Origin of the sequence: Massilia sp. YIM B02769 (assembly GCF_030411995.1) — a bacterium.
Classification (GTDB): Bacteria; Pseudomonadota; Gammaproteobacteria; order Burkholderiales; family Burkholderiaceae_D; genus Telluria.
Window position 1 is genome coordinate 71539 of the sequence record NZ_JASNRC010000013.1, and the last position, 17499, is coordinate 89037.

Genomic DNA, 17499 nt, shown 5'->3' on the forward strand with positions numbered 1-17499 from the left:
ATGAACGACGCAGGCGCACCACTCATCAAGGCGGCGGCGTGGAGCGCGGTCGGCCGTTCGCGGCCGCACGAATCCGCGACGCTGCACGTACTCGGCCAGGCCACCTACACCGACGACATCGCGGAAGTCGCGGGCACGCTGCACGCGGCGCTCGGCTTATCAAGCAAGTCGCACGCGAACATCGTCTCCATCGACCTCGCGCCGGTGCGTGCGTCGCGCGGCGTGGTGGCGGTACTCACCGTACAGGACATCCCAGGCACCAACGACTGCGGCCCCATCATCCACGACGATCCCATCCTCGCCGACGGCAAGGTGGAGTACGTCGGCCAGCCGGTCTTCATCGTCGTTGCCGACACCCACGACAACGCGCGCCGCGCCGCGCGCCTGGCCAGGATCGAGTACGAGGAGCTGCCGGCCATCCTCACGCCGCAGGAAGCCCACGCTGCCCAGTCCTATGTGGTGCCGCCGATGCGCCTGGCACGCGGCGATGCCGAGACCGCGTTTGCGAATGCCCCGCGCAAGGTGAAGGGCCAGCTGTTCGTCGGCGGCCAGGAACAGTTTTATCTCGAAGGCCAGATCGCCTATGCGATCCCCGGCGAAGACCGCGGCATGCTGGTGCAGTGCTCGACCCAGCACCCGAGCGAGATGCAGCACGTGGTGGCGCATGCGCTCGGCCTGCATTCGCACCACGTCGTGGTCGAGTGCCGGCGCATGGGCGGCGGCTTCGGCGGCAAGGAATCGCAGTCCGCATTGTGGGCGGCGGCGGCCTCGATCGCGGCGGCAAAGCTGAAGCGCCCGGTCAAGTTGCGCGCCGACCGCGACGACGACATGCTGGTCACCGGCAAGCGCCACTGCTTCTACTATGAATACGAAGTCGGCTACGACGACGCCGGCCGCATCCTGGCCGCGAAGATCGACATGGTCTCGCGCGCCGGCTACTCGGCCGACTTGTCCGGCCCGGTCGCCACGCGCGCGGTCTGCCACTACGACAACGCCTACTACTTGTCGGATGTGGACATCCGCGCCGCCTGCGGCAAGACGAATACCCAGTCGAACACCGCCTTCCGCGGCTTCGGCGGTCCGCAGGGCGCGATCGCCATGGAATACGTGATCGACGAGATCGCGCGCAACCTGGGCGTCGACGCGCTCGACATCCGCAAGCTGAACTTCTACGGCAAGACGGACCGTAACGTCACGCCCTACGGCCAGGCCGTGGTCGACAACGTCATCCACGAACTGGTGGCCGAACTCGAGACCTCGAGCGAATACCGGGCGCGGCGCGAGGCGATTGCCGAATTCAACCGTACCAGTCCTGTGCTGAAGAAGGGCCTGGCGCTCACGCCGGTCAAATTCGGGATCGCCTTCAACGTCACCCATTTGAACCAGGCCGGCGCGCTGGTGCACGTGTACGTCGACGGCTCGATCATGGTGAACCATGGCGGCACCGAGATGGGGCAGGGCATCAACACCAAGGTGATGCAGGTGGTCGCGCACGAACTGGGCGTGGACGTGGAGCGCGTGCGCGCCACCGCCACCAACACCAGCAAGGTGGCGAACACCTCGGCCACGGCAGCATCCACCGGCGCCGACCTGAACGGCAAGGCGGCCCAGGATGCGGCGCGCCAGATCAGGGAGCGCCTGGCCGCGTTTGCCGCCGCCACCTACGCATGCACGCCGGACGAGGTGCGCTTCGCGGCCGATACCGTGTTCGCCGGCGCCATGGAAATCCCCTTCCAGCACCTGGTGCAAAAGGCCTATCTGGCACGCGTGCAGCTCTGGTCCGACGGCTTCTATGCCACGCCGGGTTTGAGCTGGGATGCGAAGACCATGAGCGGCCGGCCGTTTTCCTACTTCGCCTATGGCGCGGCGGTGGCCGAAGTCGTGGTCGACACGCTCACCGGCGAATGGAAGCTGCTGCGCGCCGATGCCCTGTACGACGCCGGCAATTCGCTCAATCCCGCCATCGACATCGGCCAGGTCGAAGGCGCCTTCATCCAGGGCATGGGCTGGCTCACCACCGAGGAACTCTGGTGGAACGCCGGCGGCAAGCTGATGACCCATGCGCCGTCGACCTACAAGATTCCGGGCGTCTCGGATTGCCCGCGCGACTTCCGCGTGCGCCTGTTCGAGAACCGCAACGTCGAGGACTCGATCCACCGCTCGAAGGCGGTCGGCGAGCCGCCGCTGCTGCTGCCGTTCTCGGTGTTCTTTGCGCTGCGCGACGCGATTTCCAGCGTGGGCGGGCACAAGGTGAATCCGCCGCTGAATGCGCCGGCCACGAGCGAAGCGATCCTCGACGCCATCGCCGCGGTGGAAGCTGCCGCCTGTCCGGGCGCGTGATGGAAGACTGGCTGGGAGCCGCGCTACGCGCGCCGGCCGTGCTGGTCACGGTCGCCATTGTCGAAGGCTCGGTGCCGAGGGAGCCGGGCGCGAAGATGGTCGTTACCCGCGACGGGCTGGCGGGGACCATCGGCGGCGGGCATCTCGAACACCGCGCGATCGACATGGCGCGCACCATGCTGGAAGAGGGCGGGGCGCAAGGTGTTACCACCAAGCTGGAGCGTTTCGCGCTCGGTCCGAGCCTGGGGCAGTGCTGCGGCGGGATTGCGCACCTGGTGTTCGAGGTCGTGGAGCCCGAGCAGATGGCGCTGCTGGACAAGCGACGTAATGAAGATACCTGGCGGCTCGTAGGGTGGACCGGGCCACGAAAGGCGGGTTCCCCGTCCACGCGTTCAACGAACGCTGGCACTGCTGCGAACTCGTTGCCGCCGGCTGAACGCGTGGACGGCAGAGCCGCCTCTCGTGGCCCGGTCCACCCTACCGCCCTGTTCGACGGTGCGGGCCGGCTTTTGGCCGGCGATGTCGCACCCGACTTCGACCGCACCCGCGGCACCCACGTCTTCACCGACGCCACCGGCCGCCGCTGGCTGGCCGACGCCATCTTCGCCCCGCGCGCCCACCTGATGCTGTTCGGCGCCGGCCACGTCGGCGCGGCCATCGTGCGTGCGCTGGCCGAACTGCCTTGCCGCGTCACCTGGGTCGACGAACGCGACGACATGTTCCCGGCCGCGATCCCGGCGAACGTCACCGTCGAGGCGACCGACACGCCGGAAGCCCTGGTCGCCCAGGCTGCCCCCGGCACCACCTTCCTGGTGATGACACACAGTCATGCACTTGACCTGCGCCTGTCGATTGCGATACTGTCGCGCGCTGACCAGGATTGGTTCGGCCTGATCGGCTCCGATACCAAGCGCCGCCAGTTCGAGCACCGCCTGCGCGAGCGCGGCATCGCGGACGAACGCATCGCCGCCATGGTCTGCCCGATCGGCCTGCCCGGCATTGCCGGCAAGGCGCCGGCCGTGATTGCCGTCGGCGTTGCCGCCCAGCTGCTGAGCGTGTGGGAGGCCGCCGATGCCGCCGCCCCCAGCCTTCTTGAAGCTTCTCCGGAATCCAACTGATGTCCACTGCATACACCAGCATGCAAGCCTACCGTGCCAGCTTGCTGCATTTTCACGCCGACCCGGCATTTGCCGAACAGGCCTATTCCTGGCACACCGACGGCCTGCTCGTCATCGAGGACGGCCGCGTCAAGGCGGCCGGCGACTACGCGCAGCTCGTCGCAACGCTGCCGCCCGGCCTGGAACCAATCGACTACCGCGGCAAGATCATCACGCCCGGCTTCATCGACACCCACCTGCACTATCCGCAGACCGACATGATCGCCTCGCCCAGCGAGGGCCTGCTGCCCTGGCTGGAGACCTACACCTTCCCGACCGAGCGCAGCTTCGAAGACCCGGCGCATGCACGCGCCACCGCCGAGTTCTTCCTCGACGAACTGGGGCGCTGCGGCACCACCACGGCCGTGGTCTACTGCACCGTGCATCCGGGTTCGGTCGACGCCTTTTTCGAGGCGAGCGAAGCGCGCAAGCTGCGCATGGTGGCCGGCAAGGTACTGATGGACCGGAATTGCCCGGACTTCCTGCGCGACGCTGAAGGCCAGATCGGCGACAGCGAAGCGCTGATCAACAAGTGGCACAAGCGCGGCCGTTCCCTGTACGCGATCACGCCGCGCTTTGCGCCCACGTCGAGCGAAGCGCAGCTGCGTTTGACGGGCGAACTGGCGGCCAGCTATCCGGACACCTTCATCCAGACCCACGTGTCGGAGAACAAGGACGAGTGCAGCTGGGTGAAGGAGCTGTATCCGGACTCGCGCAGCTACCTGGGCGTGTACGAGGACTTCGGGCTGATGCGTCCGCGCGCGCTGTTCGGGCACTGCATCTGGCTCGACGACGAGGACTTCGCGCGCATGGCGGCCACCGGCTCGGCGGCGGCGGTATGCCCGACCTCGAACCTGTTCCTGGGCAGCGGCTTGTTCGATTTCGAGAAGGCGGATGGGGCCAGGGCGCTGCTGTCGCTCGGGACCGACGTGGGGGCGGGGACCTCGTTCTCGATCCTGCAGACCATGAACGAGGCGTACAAGGTGGCGCGGCTGAAGGGGAGTTATTTGCCGGCGCTGCGCATGTTCTATCTCGCCACGCTGGGCGCGGCGCGGGCGATGGACCTGGAAGGGACGATCGGCAGTTTTGCTGCCGGCGCCGAAGCCGATTTCGTGGTGCTCGATCCGCAGGCTACGCCGTTGATGGCAAGGCGGAGTGCGCATTGCGATACGCTGGAGGAGCAGTTGTTTGCGCTGGCCTTGTTGGGGGATGACCGGACCGTTTTCGCGACGTATGCGATGGGGGAGCGGGTTCACCAGCGGTGAATCGAGGGTAGTGGGGCTGTTGCCTGTGACGGTATCGGCCCCTCCAATCCGCGTGGGCACGGGGTGCCCACCGTACGGGATATGGCGCGGGTTCGGCACTTCGTGCCTCGAAAAACCAACCCCGGAGCTTAACCCTCGCAATCTTCGGCCCGGAACCTCTCCCGTACGGTGGGCACGCCGTGCCCACGCGGATTCAACATACCGCTAACAGCACAGGCAACAGCCCCGATAACGCTTGCGCGCCCCCCGGCACCAACCCCCACGCAACCCCATCCATTGCCAACCCTGCACGAAAGCGGTTAGAGTTTCGCGGTCCGCACCAACCAACCGTTACGAAAGAATCCGATGCAGAAGAAACTGAGCAGCGTCCTGATCGCGCTGGCCTTTGCAGCCGCCCCGGTGGCCGCGAAGGAGCCCTCGACCGCAACGCGCCAGGCCAACGAAGCCGCCACCGCCCGTCATTACGCCGCCCTGATCGCCGGCAGCGAACCGAAGCTGGCCGAGCTGACCATGTTCTTCACCCAGATGCCGAAGGGCGGCGACCTGCACCACCACTACTCGGGCGCCATCTACGCCGAGCAGTACGTCGACTTCCTCGACAAGCAGGGCGTCTGCGTCAACAAGCAGACCTACCGCATCGAGACCAACAAGGACGTCATTGCCGCCGAGCGCGCGAAGCCGGCCAAGGAACGCAACTGCCTGTCCAGCGCCGAAGTCTATGCCGACGACCACACCTGGCGCGAGCTGGTGCAGCGCTGGTCGAACAAGGACTTCGCCAACCACGGCGCGATCCAGCCGCCGCCGGACCGCCTGTTCTTCCAGACCTTCGGCTACTTCGGACCGGTCTCGAACGCGAACTTCGCCGAAGGCCTGCAGGAACTGAAAAAGCGCGCGATCGCCGAGAACGTCAGCTACATCGAAACCATGTTCAAGATGGCCCCGGCCGTCGCCAACCCCGCATTCGACGCGCGCGCCTGGCAGCTGGTGAACGACGACGCGGCCCTGAAGGTCGAACTCAACGCCTGGATGGACACCCTGGCGCGCGACCCCGCCTTCAACCAGACCCTGGGCGAGTTCGTCGCCAAGATCGACGAAGCGGCGCAAGGCATCGACGACGAGCGCTTCACCATGCGCTACCAGACCTATGTATTGCGCCTGCTGAACCCGTCGCAGGTGTTTTCCTCGATGGTCGGCGCCTTCAAGGCTGCCTCCCTGAACGGCAAGATCGTCGGCGTGAACATCGTCGGCCAGGAAAGCACGGCCGTCTCGATGCGCGACTACACCCTGCACATGAAGATGTTCCGCTTCCTGAAGTCGGTCTACCCGAACGTGAAGGTGGCCATGCACGCCGGCGAGCTGGCGATGGGCGACGTGCCGCCGGAAGGCCTGAAGTTCCACATCGACGAGGCGCTGGTGGTGGCGAATGCCGACCGCATCGGCCATGGCATCGACCTGGCCCACGAGACGAATGCGCTGAAGGTCATGGAAAAGATGCGCAAGGACGACGTGCCGGTCGAGATCAACCTGACCTCGAACGCCTTCATCAATGGCCTGGAAGGCGAGAACCACCCGATCACGTTGTATCGCAAATACGGCGTGCCGTACGTGATCTCGACCGACGACGCCGGCGTCACCCGCCACACGCTCAGCAACGAATATGTGCTGTTTGCCAGCCGCTACAAGCCGGACTATGCGGAAATGAAAAAGGCCTCGTACAACAGCATCCGCTACGCCTTCCTGAGCCCGGCGGAGAAGACCCGCCTGACGCGCCAGCTCGACGAACGTTTCGCGACCTTCGAAGCCGGGATGGCGGGACTGGCGAAAACCGTTGTGCCTGCGCGACGCAGCCACATCAAATAAACCGCAAATAAGCAAGTTCGATAACGGCAGCGCAAGGCTGCCGTTTTTGCAAGTGCACCATGGCATGCACCGCCGCAGGGCGAACAAAAGTTAGTCTTGAATTAACATTTGTGGCCTCGTCGCCACAGATTTACGTACTCATCCATGCGTTTTCTGAAAAAGCTTATCTAAATATTTCAGCAAAGAATGCCTTCCGTATAATCGCGCCTTGTGATTTTGCGCGGAAAACCTCGCTGCGGTGCATCAGATGCACGTTTTTTGGGCGATTCAGACGACCAGCCTATAAATGGCTAAATAAAAACGTATTTGTCTGGCCGGTAGGGCTCATGCATATTTGTTGATGTTGGTAAATATGCTTGAAGTTTTTTCAAGGGCGACGTGTAACAGGGATGACATCTTTCCTGTCTACAATCGCCCGGTCCAAGGGCTGGCAGTGCCGCTGCGTTCGCAGCAACCAGGGTTGCAGTACTTGTAAAGAGGGACATCCCCGGATGTCCAAATAAAATTTAAGTCTATTTTGGGGTTTTAATAATGATCACTCAGAAACAGATCCGGCTCACCAAGCTGGCGCTGGCTTTGTCGATTGCGTTGTCGGCTGCACCGACCTTCGCACAGAACACCACCTCGGCCATCGGCGGCCGTGTCGCTGGTGCGGATGGCCGTCCAGTGGCTGGCGCACAGGTGTCGATCCTTCACACCGAGTCGAATTCTGTCAGCAACGTCTCCACCGACGCTGAAGGCCGATACGTCGCACGCGGCCTGCGCGTGGGCGGTCCGTACACGATCATTATCACCAAGGACGGCATCACCGAAAAGCGCGAGAACGTCTTCGTCCAGCTGGCCGAGACCGCGTCGATCGATGCAACCCTGGGCCAGGCGATGCAGACCGTGACCGTGACCGGTACGGCTAACCGCTCGGAACGCTTCAACCGCACCACCATGGGCGCCGGCACCAGCATTGGCGCCACCGAACTGGCAACCCAGGGTTCGATCCAGCGTAACCTGCAGGACTACGCCCGTGCCGACCCGCGCGTCTCGCAGAACGACAAGGAACGCGGCGAAATCTCCGTCGCCGGCCAGAACTCGCGCTACAACACCATCACCGTCGACGGCGTCGCCATCAACGACACCTTCGGCCTGGAATCGAACGGCAGCCCGACCGCGCGTCAGGCGATCTCGATCGAAGCCATCCAGTCGGTGCAAGTCAACGTCGCCAACTACGACGTGACCCAGAAAGGCTATACCGGCGCCAACATCAACGCCGTCACCAAGTCGGGCACCAACACCTGGAAGGGCGGCGCCTACTACGTGTGGCGTAACGACCGCTTCGTCGGCGAGCGCTACAACAACGTCACCGACACCTACAGCGACGCACCGAAGTTCAAGGAAACCACCAAGGGCCTGTGGGCCAGTGGCGCCCTGATCGAAGACAAGCTCTTCATCTACGCCCTGACCGAGAAATCGGAAAGCAGCCGCGCCAGCCCGGACTTCGGCATCATCGGCAGCACCGCCGGCACCACCGTGCCAATCACCGCCGGTGCGGTGGCGGCTGCCCAGCAGATCGCACGCGACGTGTACGGCATCGAAATCGGCGGCCTGAACGTGCCTGCCGGTTCGCAGCTGAGCTCGGAAGAGAAGCTGCTGAAAGTCGACTGGAACATCAGCGACAACCACCGCGCGAACTTCCGCTACGGCAAAACCACCCAGTCGGAACCGGTCTTCCCGTCGTTCTCGTCGACCGGCGTGACCCTCGACTCGATGTTCTACAGCAACGAGAAGAGCATCGAAACCGCCGTGGCCCAGGTCTTCTCGGACTGGACCCCGACCTTCTCGACCGAATTCCGCGCCTCGCTGCGCGACTATGATTCGGTTCCGAAGAACAGCTCGCGCCTGCCGTCGATCGGCCTGGCCTTCAGCGGCGCCCTGCCTGCAGGCGTCCCTGCCGGCACCTCGACCAGCACCCGTTACCTGAACTTCGGTACCGAGTATGCACGCCAGCTGAACGTCCTCGGCACCAAGACCATGGACTACTACGGCGCGGCCAACTGGATCGTGGGTGACCACGAGATCAAGGGCGGCTTCGACTACAGCACCAACAAGATCTACAACGCCTACCTGCAGAACGTGTTCGGCAGCTACACCTTCGGTTGCGACGACACCCTGAACGCCAACATCTGCCGCAACGGCACCGCCGCGCAGATCGAAGCAGCCGTGCTGCAGAACTTCCGTAACGGTAACCCGACCTCGTACACCGTGCAGGTTCCCGCAGAGGGCAAGTCGCTGAGCGACGGTATCTCGTCGTTCACGATGAAGAACACCGGCCTGTTCCTGCAAGACACCTGGACCGCCAGCAAGAACCTGACCGTGACCTACGGCGTGCGCGTGGACGAAACCGGCGTCGGCAGCAAGCCGCTGGCCAACACCGATGTGGCACGTCCTGTCATCGCCGGCAACTACGCCACCGGCCGCGGCCAGAGCGGCGGCTTCGGCTACGACAACACTGTCACCCCGGATGGCAAGAAACTGTGGCAGCCGCGCGTCGGCTTCAACTACAAGTTCGACACCGCCCGTCCGACCCAGATCCGCGGCGGCGCCGGCCTGTTCCAGGGTGCCGCAGCGTCGGTGTGGATGTCGAATCCGTTCTCGAACCCAGGTATCGCCACCCGCACGATCACCTGCGCGACGAACGCGACCCGTTGCCCGGCCACGAACTTCTTCAGCCCGGATCCGGACAACCAGCCAGTCGCTATCGCAGGCAGCACGCCGCTCTCGAACGTCGACATCCTCGACCCGGGCCTGCGCCAGCCGTCGATCTGGAAAGCCAACCTGGCGTTCGACACCGAACTGCCATGGTACGGCATGGTCTTTGGTGCTGAGTTCCTGTACACCAACAACAAGGACTCGATCTACTACGAGCACCTGAACCTGGGCGCATCGACCGCCACCGCCGGCACCGATGGCCGCCAGCTGTTCTGGAACCCGGCAGCCATGACGACCACCTGCTACGCAGCCAATGCCGCAGGTACGTCGCTGAACACCACCAGCGGCTGCACCCAGGCCAAGTACCTGCGTAACCGCTCGTACAACAACGTCCTGGTGGCGAAGAACACCAGCGAAGGCGACGGCAAGCTGATCACCGTGTCGCTGTCGAAGCCGCTGACCAAGGGCTTCGGCTGGTCGCTGGCCTACACCCACACGAACGCGACCGAAGTCTCGCCGCTGTCGTCGTCGGTGGCCAACTCGAACTGGCAGGCACGTTCGGTGTTCAACCCGAACGAAGAAGTCGCGTCGAACTCGAACACCATGGCGAAGCACCGCCTGAACGCCCTGGCCAACTTCCAGAAGAAGTTCTTCGGTTCGTACAACACCCGCCTCGGTGTGTTCTACGAAGCACGTTCGGGCAAGCCTTACAGCTGGACCTACAAGAACGACCTGAACGGCGACGGTATCGCAGGCAACGACCTGATGTACATCCCGAAAGCCTTCGGTTCGGGTGAAGTGGTCTTCCTGGGCGACACCGCAACCAGCCACACCAACGAAGAGCGCTTCTGGAGCATCGTCAACGGCAACAAGGCACTGCGTGACGCAGCCGGTGGTGTCGTCGGCCGCAACAAGAGCTTCTCGGACTGGACCAACGTCGTCGACATGCGTGTGAGCCAGGAAATCCCGGGCTTCTTCGCTCGCAACAAGGCCGTGTTCACCCTGGACTTCTTCAACGTCGGCAACCTGCTGAACAAGAAGTGGGGCCACACCCAGGAACCATCGTTCTCGTCGAGCGGCGGCACCACCCGCGGCTTCGTGGACTACGCTGGCATGGATGCTCAAGGCCGCTACGTCTACTTCGTCCGCCAGAAGGCCGACGACCTGACCGTCAAGCAGTCGAAGAACGAATCGCAGTGGGCAATCCAGGCGACCGTCAAGTACGAATTCTAAGTTCCTGAATTCGGTCTGATGGATCGGAACGGCCGGTGGCAACACCGGCCGTTTTTTCGTTTACGTGAATGGGTAGAGGCAAGCCGAATGCGAGCTGTAAGGATGGCCTCGCGCCTCCCCACGTGCAATAATCCGGGTCGCCCTGCGAGGGCGCCCGTTTTCTTCGTTCAAAGGTATTCCATGATCGCTTCCCCGCGCGCCCGCGCCGTTCTCTCCACCCTGGTACTGGCACTCGCGGCTGCGGGCTGCGCAACCGCACCACGCGAACCGATCACCCTGAATCTCGTCGCCATCAACGATTTCCACGGCAATCTCGAACCGAGCAAGTACACCTATACCAGCGCTGCCGGCAACAGCCAAACCCTGCGTGCCGGCGGCATCGAAGCCCTGAGCGGCGCGCTGGCGGCCTGGCGGAAGGAAGACAAGGACCTGCTGTTCATCGGCGCCGGCGACCTGATCGGCGCCAGCCCGGCGCTGTCGTCGATGTGGGCCGACGAGCCGAGCATCGAGGCCATGAACATGCTCGGGTTGCGCATGAGCTCGGTCGGCAACCACGAGTTCGACCAGGGCCGCAAGGAACTGCTGCGCCAGCAGCACGGCGGCTGCGATTCGCCGCGCCCGAACAAGGCCTGCAAGCTCGCCCCCGACTTCAAGGGCGCGCGCTTCCCTTATCTCGCCGCCAACGTGCTGGACAAGGCCACCGGCAAGCCCTTCCTGCCGGCCTACCGCATCGAGACCGTCAAGGGCATGAAGGTCGGCATCGTCGGCGTGGTGCTGCAGGGCACCGCCTCGGTCGCGATGAGCTCGGCCATTGCCGGCCTCGACTTCATCGGCGAAGCCGAAGCCATCAACCGCGCCCTGCCGCAGATGCGCGCCGAGGGCGCCCAGGTGTTCCTGGCCCTGGTCCACGAGGGCGGCAGCACCGACGAGTCGCCCGAGCAGCCGAACTGCAAGGGCCTCACCGGCGGCGTGGTCGACATCGTCAAGGCGCTCGATCCGGCAATCCGCCTGGTGATCACCGGCCACTCGCACCAGGGTTACCTGTGCCAGGTCGACGGCCGTGTCGTGACGCAAGCCGATGCTGCAGGCCACCTGCTGTCGCGCATCGCCCTGAAGGTCGATCCGCAAAGCGGCGTCGTTGCCGACATCGCCGTGCGCAATGTGGTCATGGACCCGAGCAAGTTCAGCGCCGACCCGCAGGTCAGCGCCTACCTGGCCAACGTGAAGGAACGCAGCCGCGCCGCGCTGGCGCGTCCGCTGGGCAAGCTCGGCACCGCGGTCGTGGCGCGCAAGGCCAACGATGCCGGCGAAGCACCGCTGGGCAACCTGGTGGCCGACGCCATCGTCGCCGCCACCCGCAACCAGGGCGTGCAGATCGGCTTCATGAACAGCGGCGGCATCCGCAAGGACCTGGAAACGGCGGACGGGCAGGTGGCCACCTTCGGTAATGCCCAGGCCGTCCTGCCTTTCGGTAACACCCTGGTGGTGATGGACCTGAGCGGCGCCCAGTTGCGCCGCCTGCTCGAGCAGCAGTGGGACCGCCCGAGCGCATCCGGCGCCACTATCTTGCAAGTCTCGCAAGGCTTTACCTATACCTGGGATGACAAGCGTCCGATCGGCAGCCGCGTGGTGCCGGGCAGCCTGAAGCTGAACGGCGCGCCGGTCGAGGACGGCAAGTCCTACCGCGTGGTCGCGAACAACTTCCTGGCCGAAGGCGGCGACAATATTCCGGAGTTCGCCAAGGGTACCAACCGCGTGGATACCCAGCTGGTCGACCTCGATGCGCTGAGCGAGTTCATCGCCAGGAACCCGGGCGCCGGCGCGCCGGCGGCGGGCATGGCGCCGAGCGCGCGCATCATGAAGGCGAACTGAGAGGCGAACTGAAAGGCGAACTGAACATGGACCAACAAACCGTTGTCATCTTGGCCGTGGCGCTGGCCGTGATCGGCATTACCGTCGTCAAGCGCCTGCTGCTGAAATCTTCCCTGAGCCCGGGCCGCCGCCTCCTGATGCTGGGCGCGCTGGCGGCTGCCATCATGGCCGTCATGTCGCTCCTGCTCGGGCTGCAGCAATAACCAAACGCTTCATCCGAAGGACATCATGAAAAAACTAGCTTGTGTACTGGCGCTGGCAAGCGCCTTCGTTTCGTTTGACGCGGCCGCCTGGGGCGGCGACGGCCACCGCGCAGTGGGCGCCATCGCCGACCGCCTGCTGAAGGGCACGAACGCCGAGAAGCAGATCGCCGCGCTCCTGCAGCCGGGCGAGACCCTGCAATCGATCGCCAACTGGCCGGACTGCGTGAAAGGCACTTATTGCGGCCCGCAGTCGCCGGAAATGGTCGCCTACACGAATGCCAATCCGAAGCACAGCGAGTACCACTACACCGACGTGCCGTTCCAGCTCGAGCACTACCACGACCATGGCGTGGGCACGAGCGAGCACGACATCGTGCAGACGCTGAAACAGGCGATTGCCGTCCTGCAGGGCAAGACCGATCCGGCCCTGAATCCGCACAATTTCACCAAGCGCCAGGCCCTGATCCTGCTGACCCACATGGTCGGCGACATCCACCAGCCGCTGCACGTGGGCGCGGCTTTCGTGAGCAAGGACGGCAAGTTCGTGGTGCCGAAGACCCATGCGGAAGTCGACGAAGCGGCGATCTTCGATTCGCGCGGCGGCAACAATTTGCTGCTGGACGACGAACGCTTGACCCAGCTGAGCAATGCAGTGATCCCGCCGGGCGATCCGAAACCCATCAAGGAAGGCGTGCCGAAGGCGCTCACGAAACCCTTCCACTCGTACTGGGACAGCACCACGGTGGACTACGCCTTCCGCCGCATCCGCACCAGGACCCCGGACCAGTTCGCCGACGCGGCGATCGCCGGCAATCCGGTCATCAAGGCGAATACCGGCGAGCTCGCCACCTGGCCTTACCAGTGGGCGGACGACAGCCTGGTCGCGTCGAAAGCGGCATATGGCGACGTCGTGCCGGGCAAGCTGGTGCCGCAGACGAGCAAGAAGGGCGACGTGTATTACACGTTCACGCTGGAAGTGCCGGACAATTATCCGGTGCCGAGCTCGCAGGTGGCCAAGGAACAGCTGATCAAGGGCGGCTACAAGCTGGCCGAGGTGTTGAAGGCGATCTACGGCTGATTGCTGCGGCGTTGATGTATTGAGAAGGGCCGCAGCCGCAAGCTGCGGCTTTTTTATTTGCGCAGTCGCTAACGCTGTTATATCCGGAACGGTGAACGCGTACGGTGGGCACCCCGTGCCCACGCGGTGACGTGCTTGTCCATGCACCTGCTGCGGTGACATATCGCTCGAAACGACGAGCGAAGCCACCAGGCCGTCCATCGCATGCTGTGCGGGCGACACCTCCCCGTACGTGTCCGCAGCATACGCCCGTAACAGCGTGGGCACGGCGTGCCCACCGTACGTGTTAATGGCGCGGCCCTGCTAATATTGCAACTCCGCGCGCCGCGCCTTTTCGCTCCCCACATGAACAAGCTCCTGCTCGCCTTCGCCGGCCTTGCCTGCTCCCTGACCGCCTCGGCCCAGATCATCGATTCGGCGGTGTCGCCGAGCGAACCGCCCGGTCGCCCGCTGTGGGAACTCGGCCTGGGCCTGGGCGCCATCAGCACGCCGGCCTATCCCGGCGCGGACGACCGCGAAACGCGGGTGCTGGCGATCCCGACCCTCATCTACCGCGGCAAGATCTTCCGTGCCGACCAGTCCGGCATTGGCGCGCGCCTGTTCCGCAGCGAGGTGGCGGAGCTCGACGTCGGCCTGGCGGCCTCGCTGCCGGCCAAGTCCGACGATGTCGCCGCCCGCGTCGGCATGCCCGACCTCGGCGCGCTGGGCGAATTCGGCCCGCGCCTGAAGCTGCGCCTGGCCCGCTTCGACGCCCACAGCGGCCTGCGCGCCGAGCTGCCGCTGCGCGCGGTGTTCGAGGTGCGCAGCGGCGTGCGCCACCAGGGCTACACCTTCGAGCCGCGCCTGGTCTACGAGCGCCGCAGCGCCGACGGCAAATGGATGTTCGATACCCAGTTGTCCGCCGTCGTCGGCGACGGCAAGATCAACCGTTACTTCTACGAAGTGGCGCCGCAGTACGCCACCGCCAGCCGTCCGGCCTACGCCGCCAGGTCCGGCCTGGTCCTGGTGCGCGCAGGCGCGTTTGCGGCGCGCCAGATCAATCCGGATGTGCGCGTGTTCGGCTACGTGCGCGCCGAAAACTATGGCGTCGGCGCCAACGACGACAGCCCGCTGCACCGCAAGAACAACGGCGTGTCGGGCGGCATCGGGGTGTCGTGGACGTTCTGGCGCTCGCAGTCCATGGCAAGAGACTGATCAGGCCCAGGCCTTGTCCGGCCACAAGTCGTGGCCGCCCTCCGCGCGGAAGATGAGCTGTTCGCCCTCCATTCAAGGAAACGAAAATGCTCATCCGCAATGCATGCCTCTGCCTGGCCGGCAGTTTGCTCGCGCTCGGCGCGATCGCTGCCAGCGTCAACCCTTACGCCGACCACAACGGCACGCTGCCGCCGGCCGACTATGCCGGGCCGCTGTTCAAGCTCAGCTACAACTACCCGTCCGGCCTCCCGGCCCCTTACATGCCCTGGCGCGCGGCCATCGGCAACGGCGCCATCACCACGGCGACCGCGCCGGCCTACACGCAGGCGCTGAAGGACACCATCGCGCGCGACATGGCCACGCTGCTGACCGACTACCCGGACTGGAACGCGGCGAAGCGCGGCTGGTACAACGACCCCTGGCTGGGCGCCCAGCGCGAACCGGTGCACGGCATGCTGGTGGGGATCGAGAAGGTCGACAACACGCTGTTCCCGAAAAGCGGCCTGGCGAAACCCTTCACCACCTATGTGCTGACCTATTACAACCGCACCGCGGCCCAGACCCTCGGCAAGATCTGGGGCCGCAACCCGAATGCCCCGGTGCTGGACGGCGGCGCGACCCAGTATGCCGAGGGATCGATCACCGTCAAGCTGGCCTTCACCACCGCCGACCCGGCCACCTGGCCGGCAATGGAAGGCGCGCTGGCCTGGCCGATGATGATGACGGCGAACGCCACCACCGGCCACAACGACCGTCCCAAACTGGACAAGGCCTACCTGATGCAGGTCGACATCGTGGTCAAGGACACCCGGTCGGCGCCGCAGACCGGCTGGGTGTTCACGACCCTGGTCTACGACAAGGACACGCGCCCGGGCAGCGCCGGCGTGTGGGACCAGATGGTGCCGCTCGGCGCGCAGTGGGGCAACGATCCGCAGGCCAACAGCGCGCTGGATCCGGGCGCCGCGCTGCAGGAAACCTGGGTCAATCCGAACGCGCCGCCGTATGCGACCGAGACCCTGGGCTGGGGCGGGCGCCTGTCGGGGCCGAACGACCATGCCTTGAACGATATCTCGGTGGCCGGGGAGGGCGGGCGGGTCCTGAGCCGGAACGCCGCGAATTCGTCCTGCCTCAGCTGCCACGGCGCGTCGCAGTGGAACGTGGCCAATCCCAGGCAGGGCATGGCCTCCTTCTTCATGCCGCTGGCCGCACCGGCAGCGGATGCCGACGCCAAGGCCGGCGCGCCCTACATGAATTCGCCGGCGCCGGGCTCGGTGGAATGGCTGCGCTGGTTCCAGAACCGTGCCGGGGACGTGCCGATGGATGTCGGCAGCATACCCGGCGACTACGACCTGGCGCTGACCTTCCGCGTGCTGCCGGCCTGGCACGAGGCGATGACGGGCAAGGCGCATGCGCTGCGCAAGCTGGATGCATCCGGCAAGGCGCAGAGGTAGGGTGGGCGCCCCGTGCCCACGCGTGAAGCATGATCATGGTTGGCTTGAATAACGGCCAAACACGCCAACAATGATCGAAGTTCACGCGTGGGCACGGGGGCGCCCACCCTACGTTGCTCCCGCTACCTCAAATAAAAAGGCGGCCAATCGGCCGCCTTCTCTTGTCGATCAAGCCGCGCTCAGCGCGATTTGACGAAGGGCTTGCCCACCGCCTTCGGCGCCACCGACTTGGCCATCAAGCCGGCCAGCACGACCACGGTGACGACGTACGGAATCATCTGGATCAGCGAACCCGGGATGCGGCCCACGACCGGCAGGTCGACGCCTTCGATCTGGATCTGCACGGCCTGGAAGAACGCGAACATCAGGCAGCCGAGCACGGTCTGCAGCGGACGCCAGTTGCCGAACACCAGGGCCGTCAGGGCCAAGTAGCCGGCGCCGGCCGACATGTCACGCAGGAAGAAGCCGCTTTGCACGATCGACAGGTAGGCGCCCGAGAACGAGCACAGCACGCCGGCCACCAGCATGGCCAGGTAGCGGGTACGCTCGACCGAGATGCCGGCCGCATCGGCGGCGTGCGGGTTTTCTCCGCAGGCGCGCAGGCGCAGGCCGAAGCGGCTGTGGTAGACCACCCAGTGCACCACCGGCAGCAGCAGGAAGGCGAGGTAGACCAGCGGCGAGTGGCCGCCGAGCAGGCTGTTCCAGATCCAGCCCAGCACCGGCACGCCGGCCAGGGCCTCGGCGCCCGGCAGCGCCACGGTGCTCAGGCGCGCCGCGCCCAGGTCCGGGGTGCGGCCGCCTTGCTGGAAGATGTACTGGGCGACGACGAAGGTCAGGCCGCCCATGGCGATGTTGATCGCGATGCCGGCCACCAGCTGGTTGCCCTTCTGCGTGATCGACACAAAGGCCTGGACCATGGCCAGCGCCACCGAGACGGCGATGCCGGCGGCGATGCCCAGCCACGGATTTTGCGTCGTGTAGCCGACCGCGGCCGACACGAAGGCCGAGGCGAGGATCTTGCCCTCGAGGCCGATGTCGACGACGCCGCTGCGTTCGGCGAACAGGCCGGCCAGCGCGGCGAACATCAGCACCGGTGCGTTGCGGATCGTCGAGACGACGATATTGGCGATATCAAAGCCTTCCATG

At 65.2% G+C, this 17499-nt stretch carries 11 protein-coding genes; 10 read left to right on the top strand and 1 reads right to left on the bottom strand.

Features of this window, described 5'->3' with window-relative positions:
* From xdhB to QPK31_RS20530, 10 genes are all read left to right on the top strand, one after another.
* Positions 1–2340, top strand: a complete 2340-nt coding sequence (xdhB, locus tag QPK31_RS20485) for a xanthine dehydrogenase molybdopterin binding subunit (protein ID WP_290424735.1) — start codon at positions 1–3, stop codon at positions 2338–2340.
* Positions 2340–3458: a xanthine dehydrogenase accessory protein XdhC gene (xdhC, locus tag QPK31_RS20490; protein WP_290424736.1), complete on the top strand. Its 1119-nt coding sequence runs from the start codon at positions 2340–2342 to the stop codon at positions 3456–3458. Before xdhB ends, xdhC begins: the two co-directional genes overlap by 1 nt.
* A complete protein-coding gene (guaD, locus tag QPK31_RS20495; RefSeq protein ID WP_290424737.1) occupies positions 3458–4762 on the top strand; it encodes a guanine deaminase in 1305 nt (434 codons plus the stop codon). Before xdhC ends, guaD begins: the two co-directional genes overlap by 1 nt.
* A gap of 345 nt (positions 4763–5107) precedes the next feature.
* The gene (locus QPK31_RS20500; protein ID WP_290424738.1) at positions 5108–6622 is read left to right on the top strand and encodes an adenosine deaminase; all 1515 of its coding nucleotides are present in this window, start codon (positions 5108–5110) and stop codon (positions 6620–6622) included.
* 531 nt (positions 6623–7153) lie between these two features.
* Positions 7154–10555 carry a TonB-dependent receptor gene (locus QPK31_RS20505; protein ID WP_290424739.1) on the top strand — a complete coding sequence of 1134 codons (3402 nt, stop codon included), beginning with the start codon at positions 7154–7156 and terminating at the stop codon, positions 10553–10555.
* A gap of 180 nt (positions 10556–10735) precedes the next feature.
* Positions 10736–12427, top strand: a complete 1692-nt coding sequence (locus tag QPK31_RS20510) for a bifunctional UDP-sugar hydrolase/5'-nucleotidase (protein ID WP_290424740.1) — start codon at positions 10736–10738, stop codon at positions 12425–12427.
* A 26-nt stretch (positions 12428–12453) separates the two neighbouring features.
* Positions 12454–12630 (top strand): hypothetical protein, encoded by a 177-nt coding sequence (locus QPK31_RS20515; RefSeq protein ID WP_290424741.1) that lies wholly within the window; start codon positions 12454–12456, stop codon positions 12628–12630.
* 25 nt (positions 12631–12655) lie between these two features.
* Positions 12656–13708, top strand: coding sequence for a S1/P1 nuclease (locus QPK31_RS20520; protein ID WP_290424742.1), 1053 nt, complete (start codon positions 12656–12658; stop codon positions 13706–13708).
* A gap of 345 nt (positions 13709–14053) precedes the next feature.
* The gene (locus QPK31_RS20525) at positions 14054–14902 is read left to right on the top strand and encodes a MipA/OmpV family protein (RefSeq protein ID WP_290424743.1); all 849 of its coding nucleotides are present in this window, start codon (positions 14054–14056) and stop codon (positions 14900–14902) included.
* A gap of 86 nt (positions 14903–14988) precedes the next feature.
* Complete coding sequence (locus tag QPK31_RS20530) at positions 14989–16353, top strand: hypothetical protein (protein ID WP_290424744.1); 1365 nt, start codon at positions 14989–14991, stop codon at positions 16351–16353.
* 179 nt (positions 16354–16532) lie between these two features.
* On the opposite strand, the gene QPK31_RS20535 is transcribed toward QPK31_RS20530, so the two are convergent.
* Complete coding sequence (locus QPK31_RS20535; protein WP_290424745.1) at positions 16533–17498, bottom strand: ABC transporter permease; 966 nt, start codon at positions 17496–17498, stop codon at positions 16533–16535.
* Between the last annotated feature and the right edge of the window lies 1 nt (position 17499).

Excerpts from the sequence above, each read along its gene's own strand:
- QPK31_RS20510 (WP_290424740.1), top strand. The coding sequence starts at position 10,736 with ATGATCGCTTCCCCGCGCGCCCGCGCCGTTCTCTCCACCCTGGTACTG.
- QPK31_RS20535 (WP_290424745.1), bottom strand. The coding sequence starts at position 17,498 with ATGGAAGGCTTTGATATCGCCAATATCGTCGTCTCGACGATCCGCAAC.
- QPK31_RS20515 (WP_290424741.1), top strand. The coding sequence starts at position 12,454 with ATGGACCAACAAACCGTTGTCATCTTGGCCGTGGCGCTGGCCGTGATC.
- xdhC (WP_290424736.1), top strand. The coding sequence starts at position 2,340 with ATGGAAGACTGGCTGGGAGCCGCGCTACGCGCGCCGGCCGTGCTGGTC.
- QPK31_RS20505 (WP_290424739.1), top strand. The coding sequence starts at position 7,154 with ATGATCACTCAGAAACAGATCCGGCTCACCAAGCTGGCGCTGGCTTTG.
- xdhB (WP_290424735.1), top strand. The coding sequence starts at position 1 with ATGAACGACGCAGGCGCACCACTCATCAAGGCGGCGGCGTGGAGCGCG.
- QPK31_RS20525 (WP_290424743.1), top strand. The coding sequence starts at position 14,054 with ATGAACAAGCTCCTGCTCGCCTTCGCCGGCCTTGCCTGCTCCCTGACC.
- guaD (WP_290424737.1), top strand. The coding sequence starts at position 3,458 with ATGTCCACTGCATACACCAGCATGCAAGCCTACCGTGCCAGCTTGCTG.
- QPK31_RS20500 (WP_290424738.1), top strand. The coding sequence starts at position 5,108 with ATGCAGAAGAAACTGAGCAGCGTCCTGATCGCGCTGGCCTTTGCAGCC.
- QPK31_RS20530 (WP_290424744.1), top strand. The coding sequence starts at position 14,989 with ATGCTCATCCGCAATGCATGCCTCTGCCTGGCCGGCAGTTTGCTCGCG.
- QPK31_RS20520 (WP_290424742.1), top strand. The coding sequence starts at position 12,656 with ATGAAAAAACTAGCTTGTGTACTGGCGCTGGCAAGCGCCTTCGTTTCG.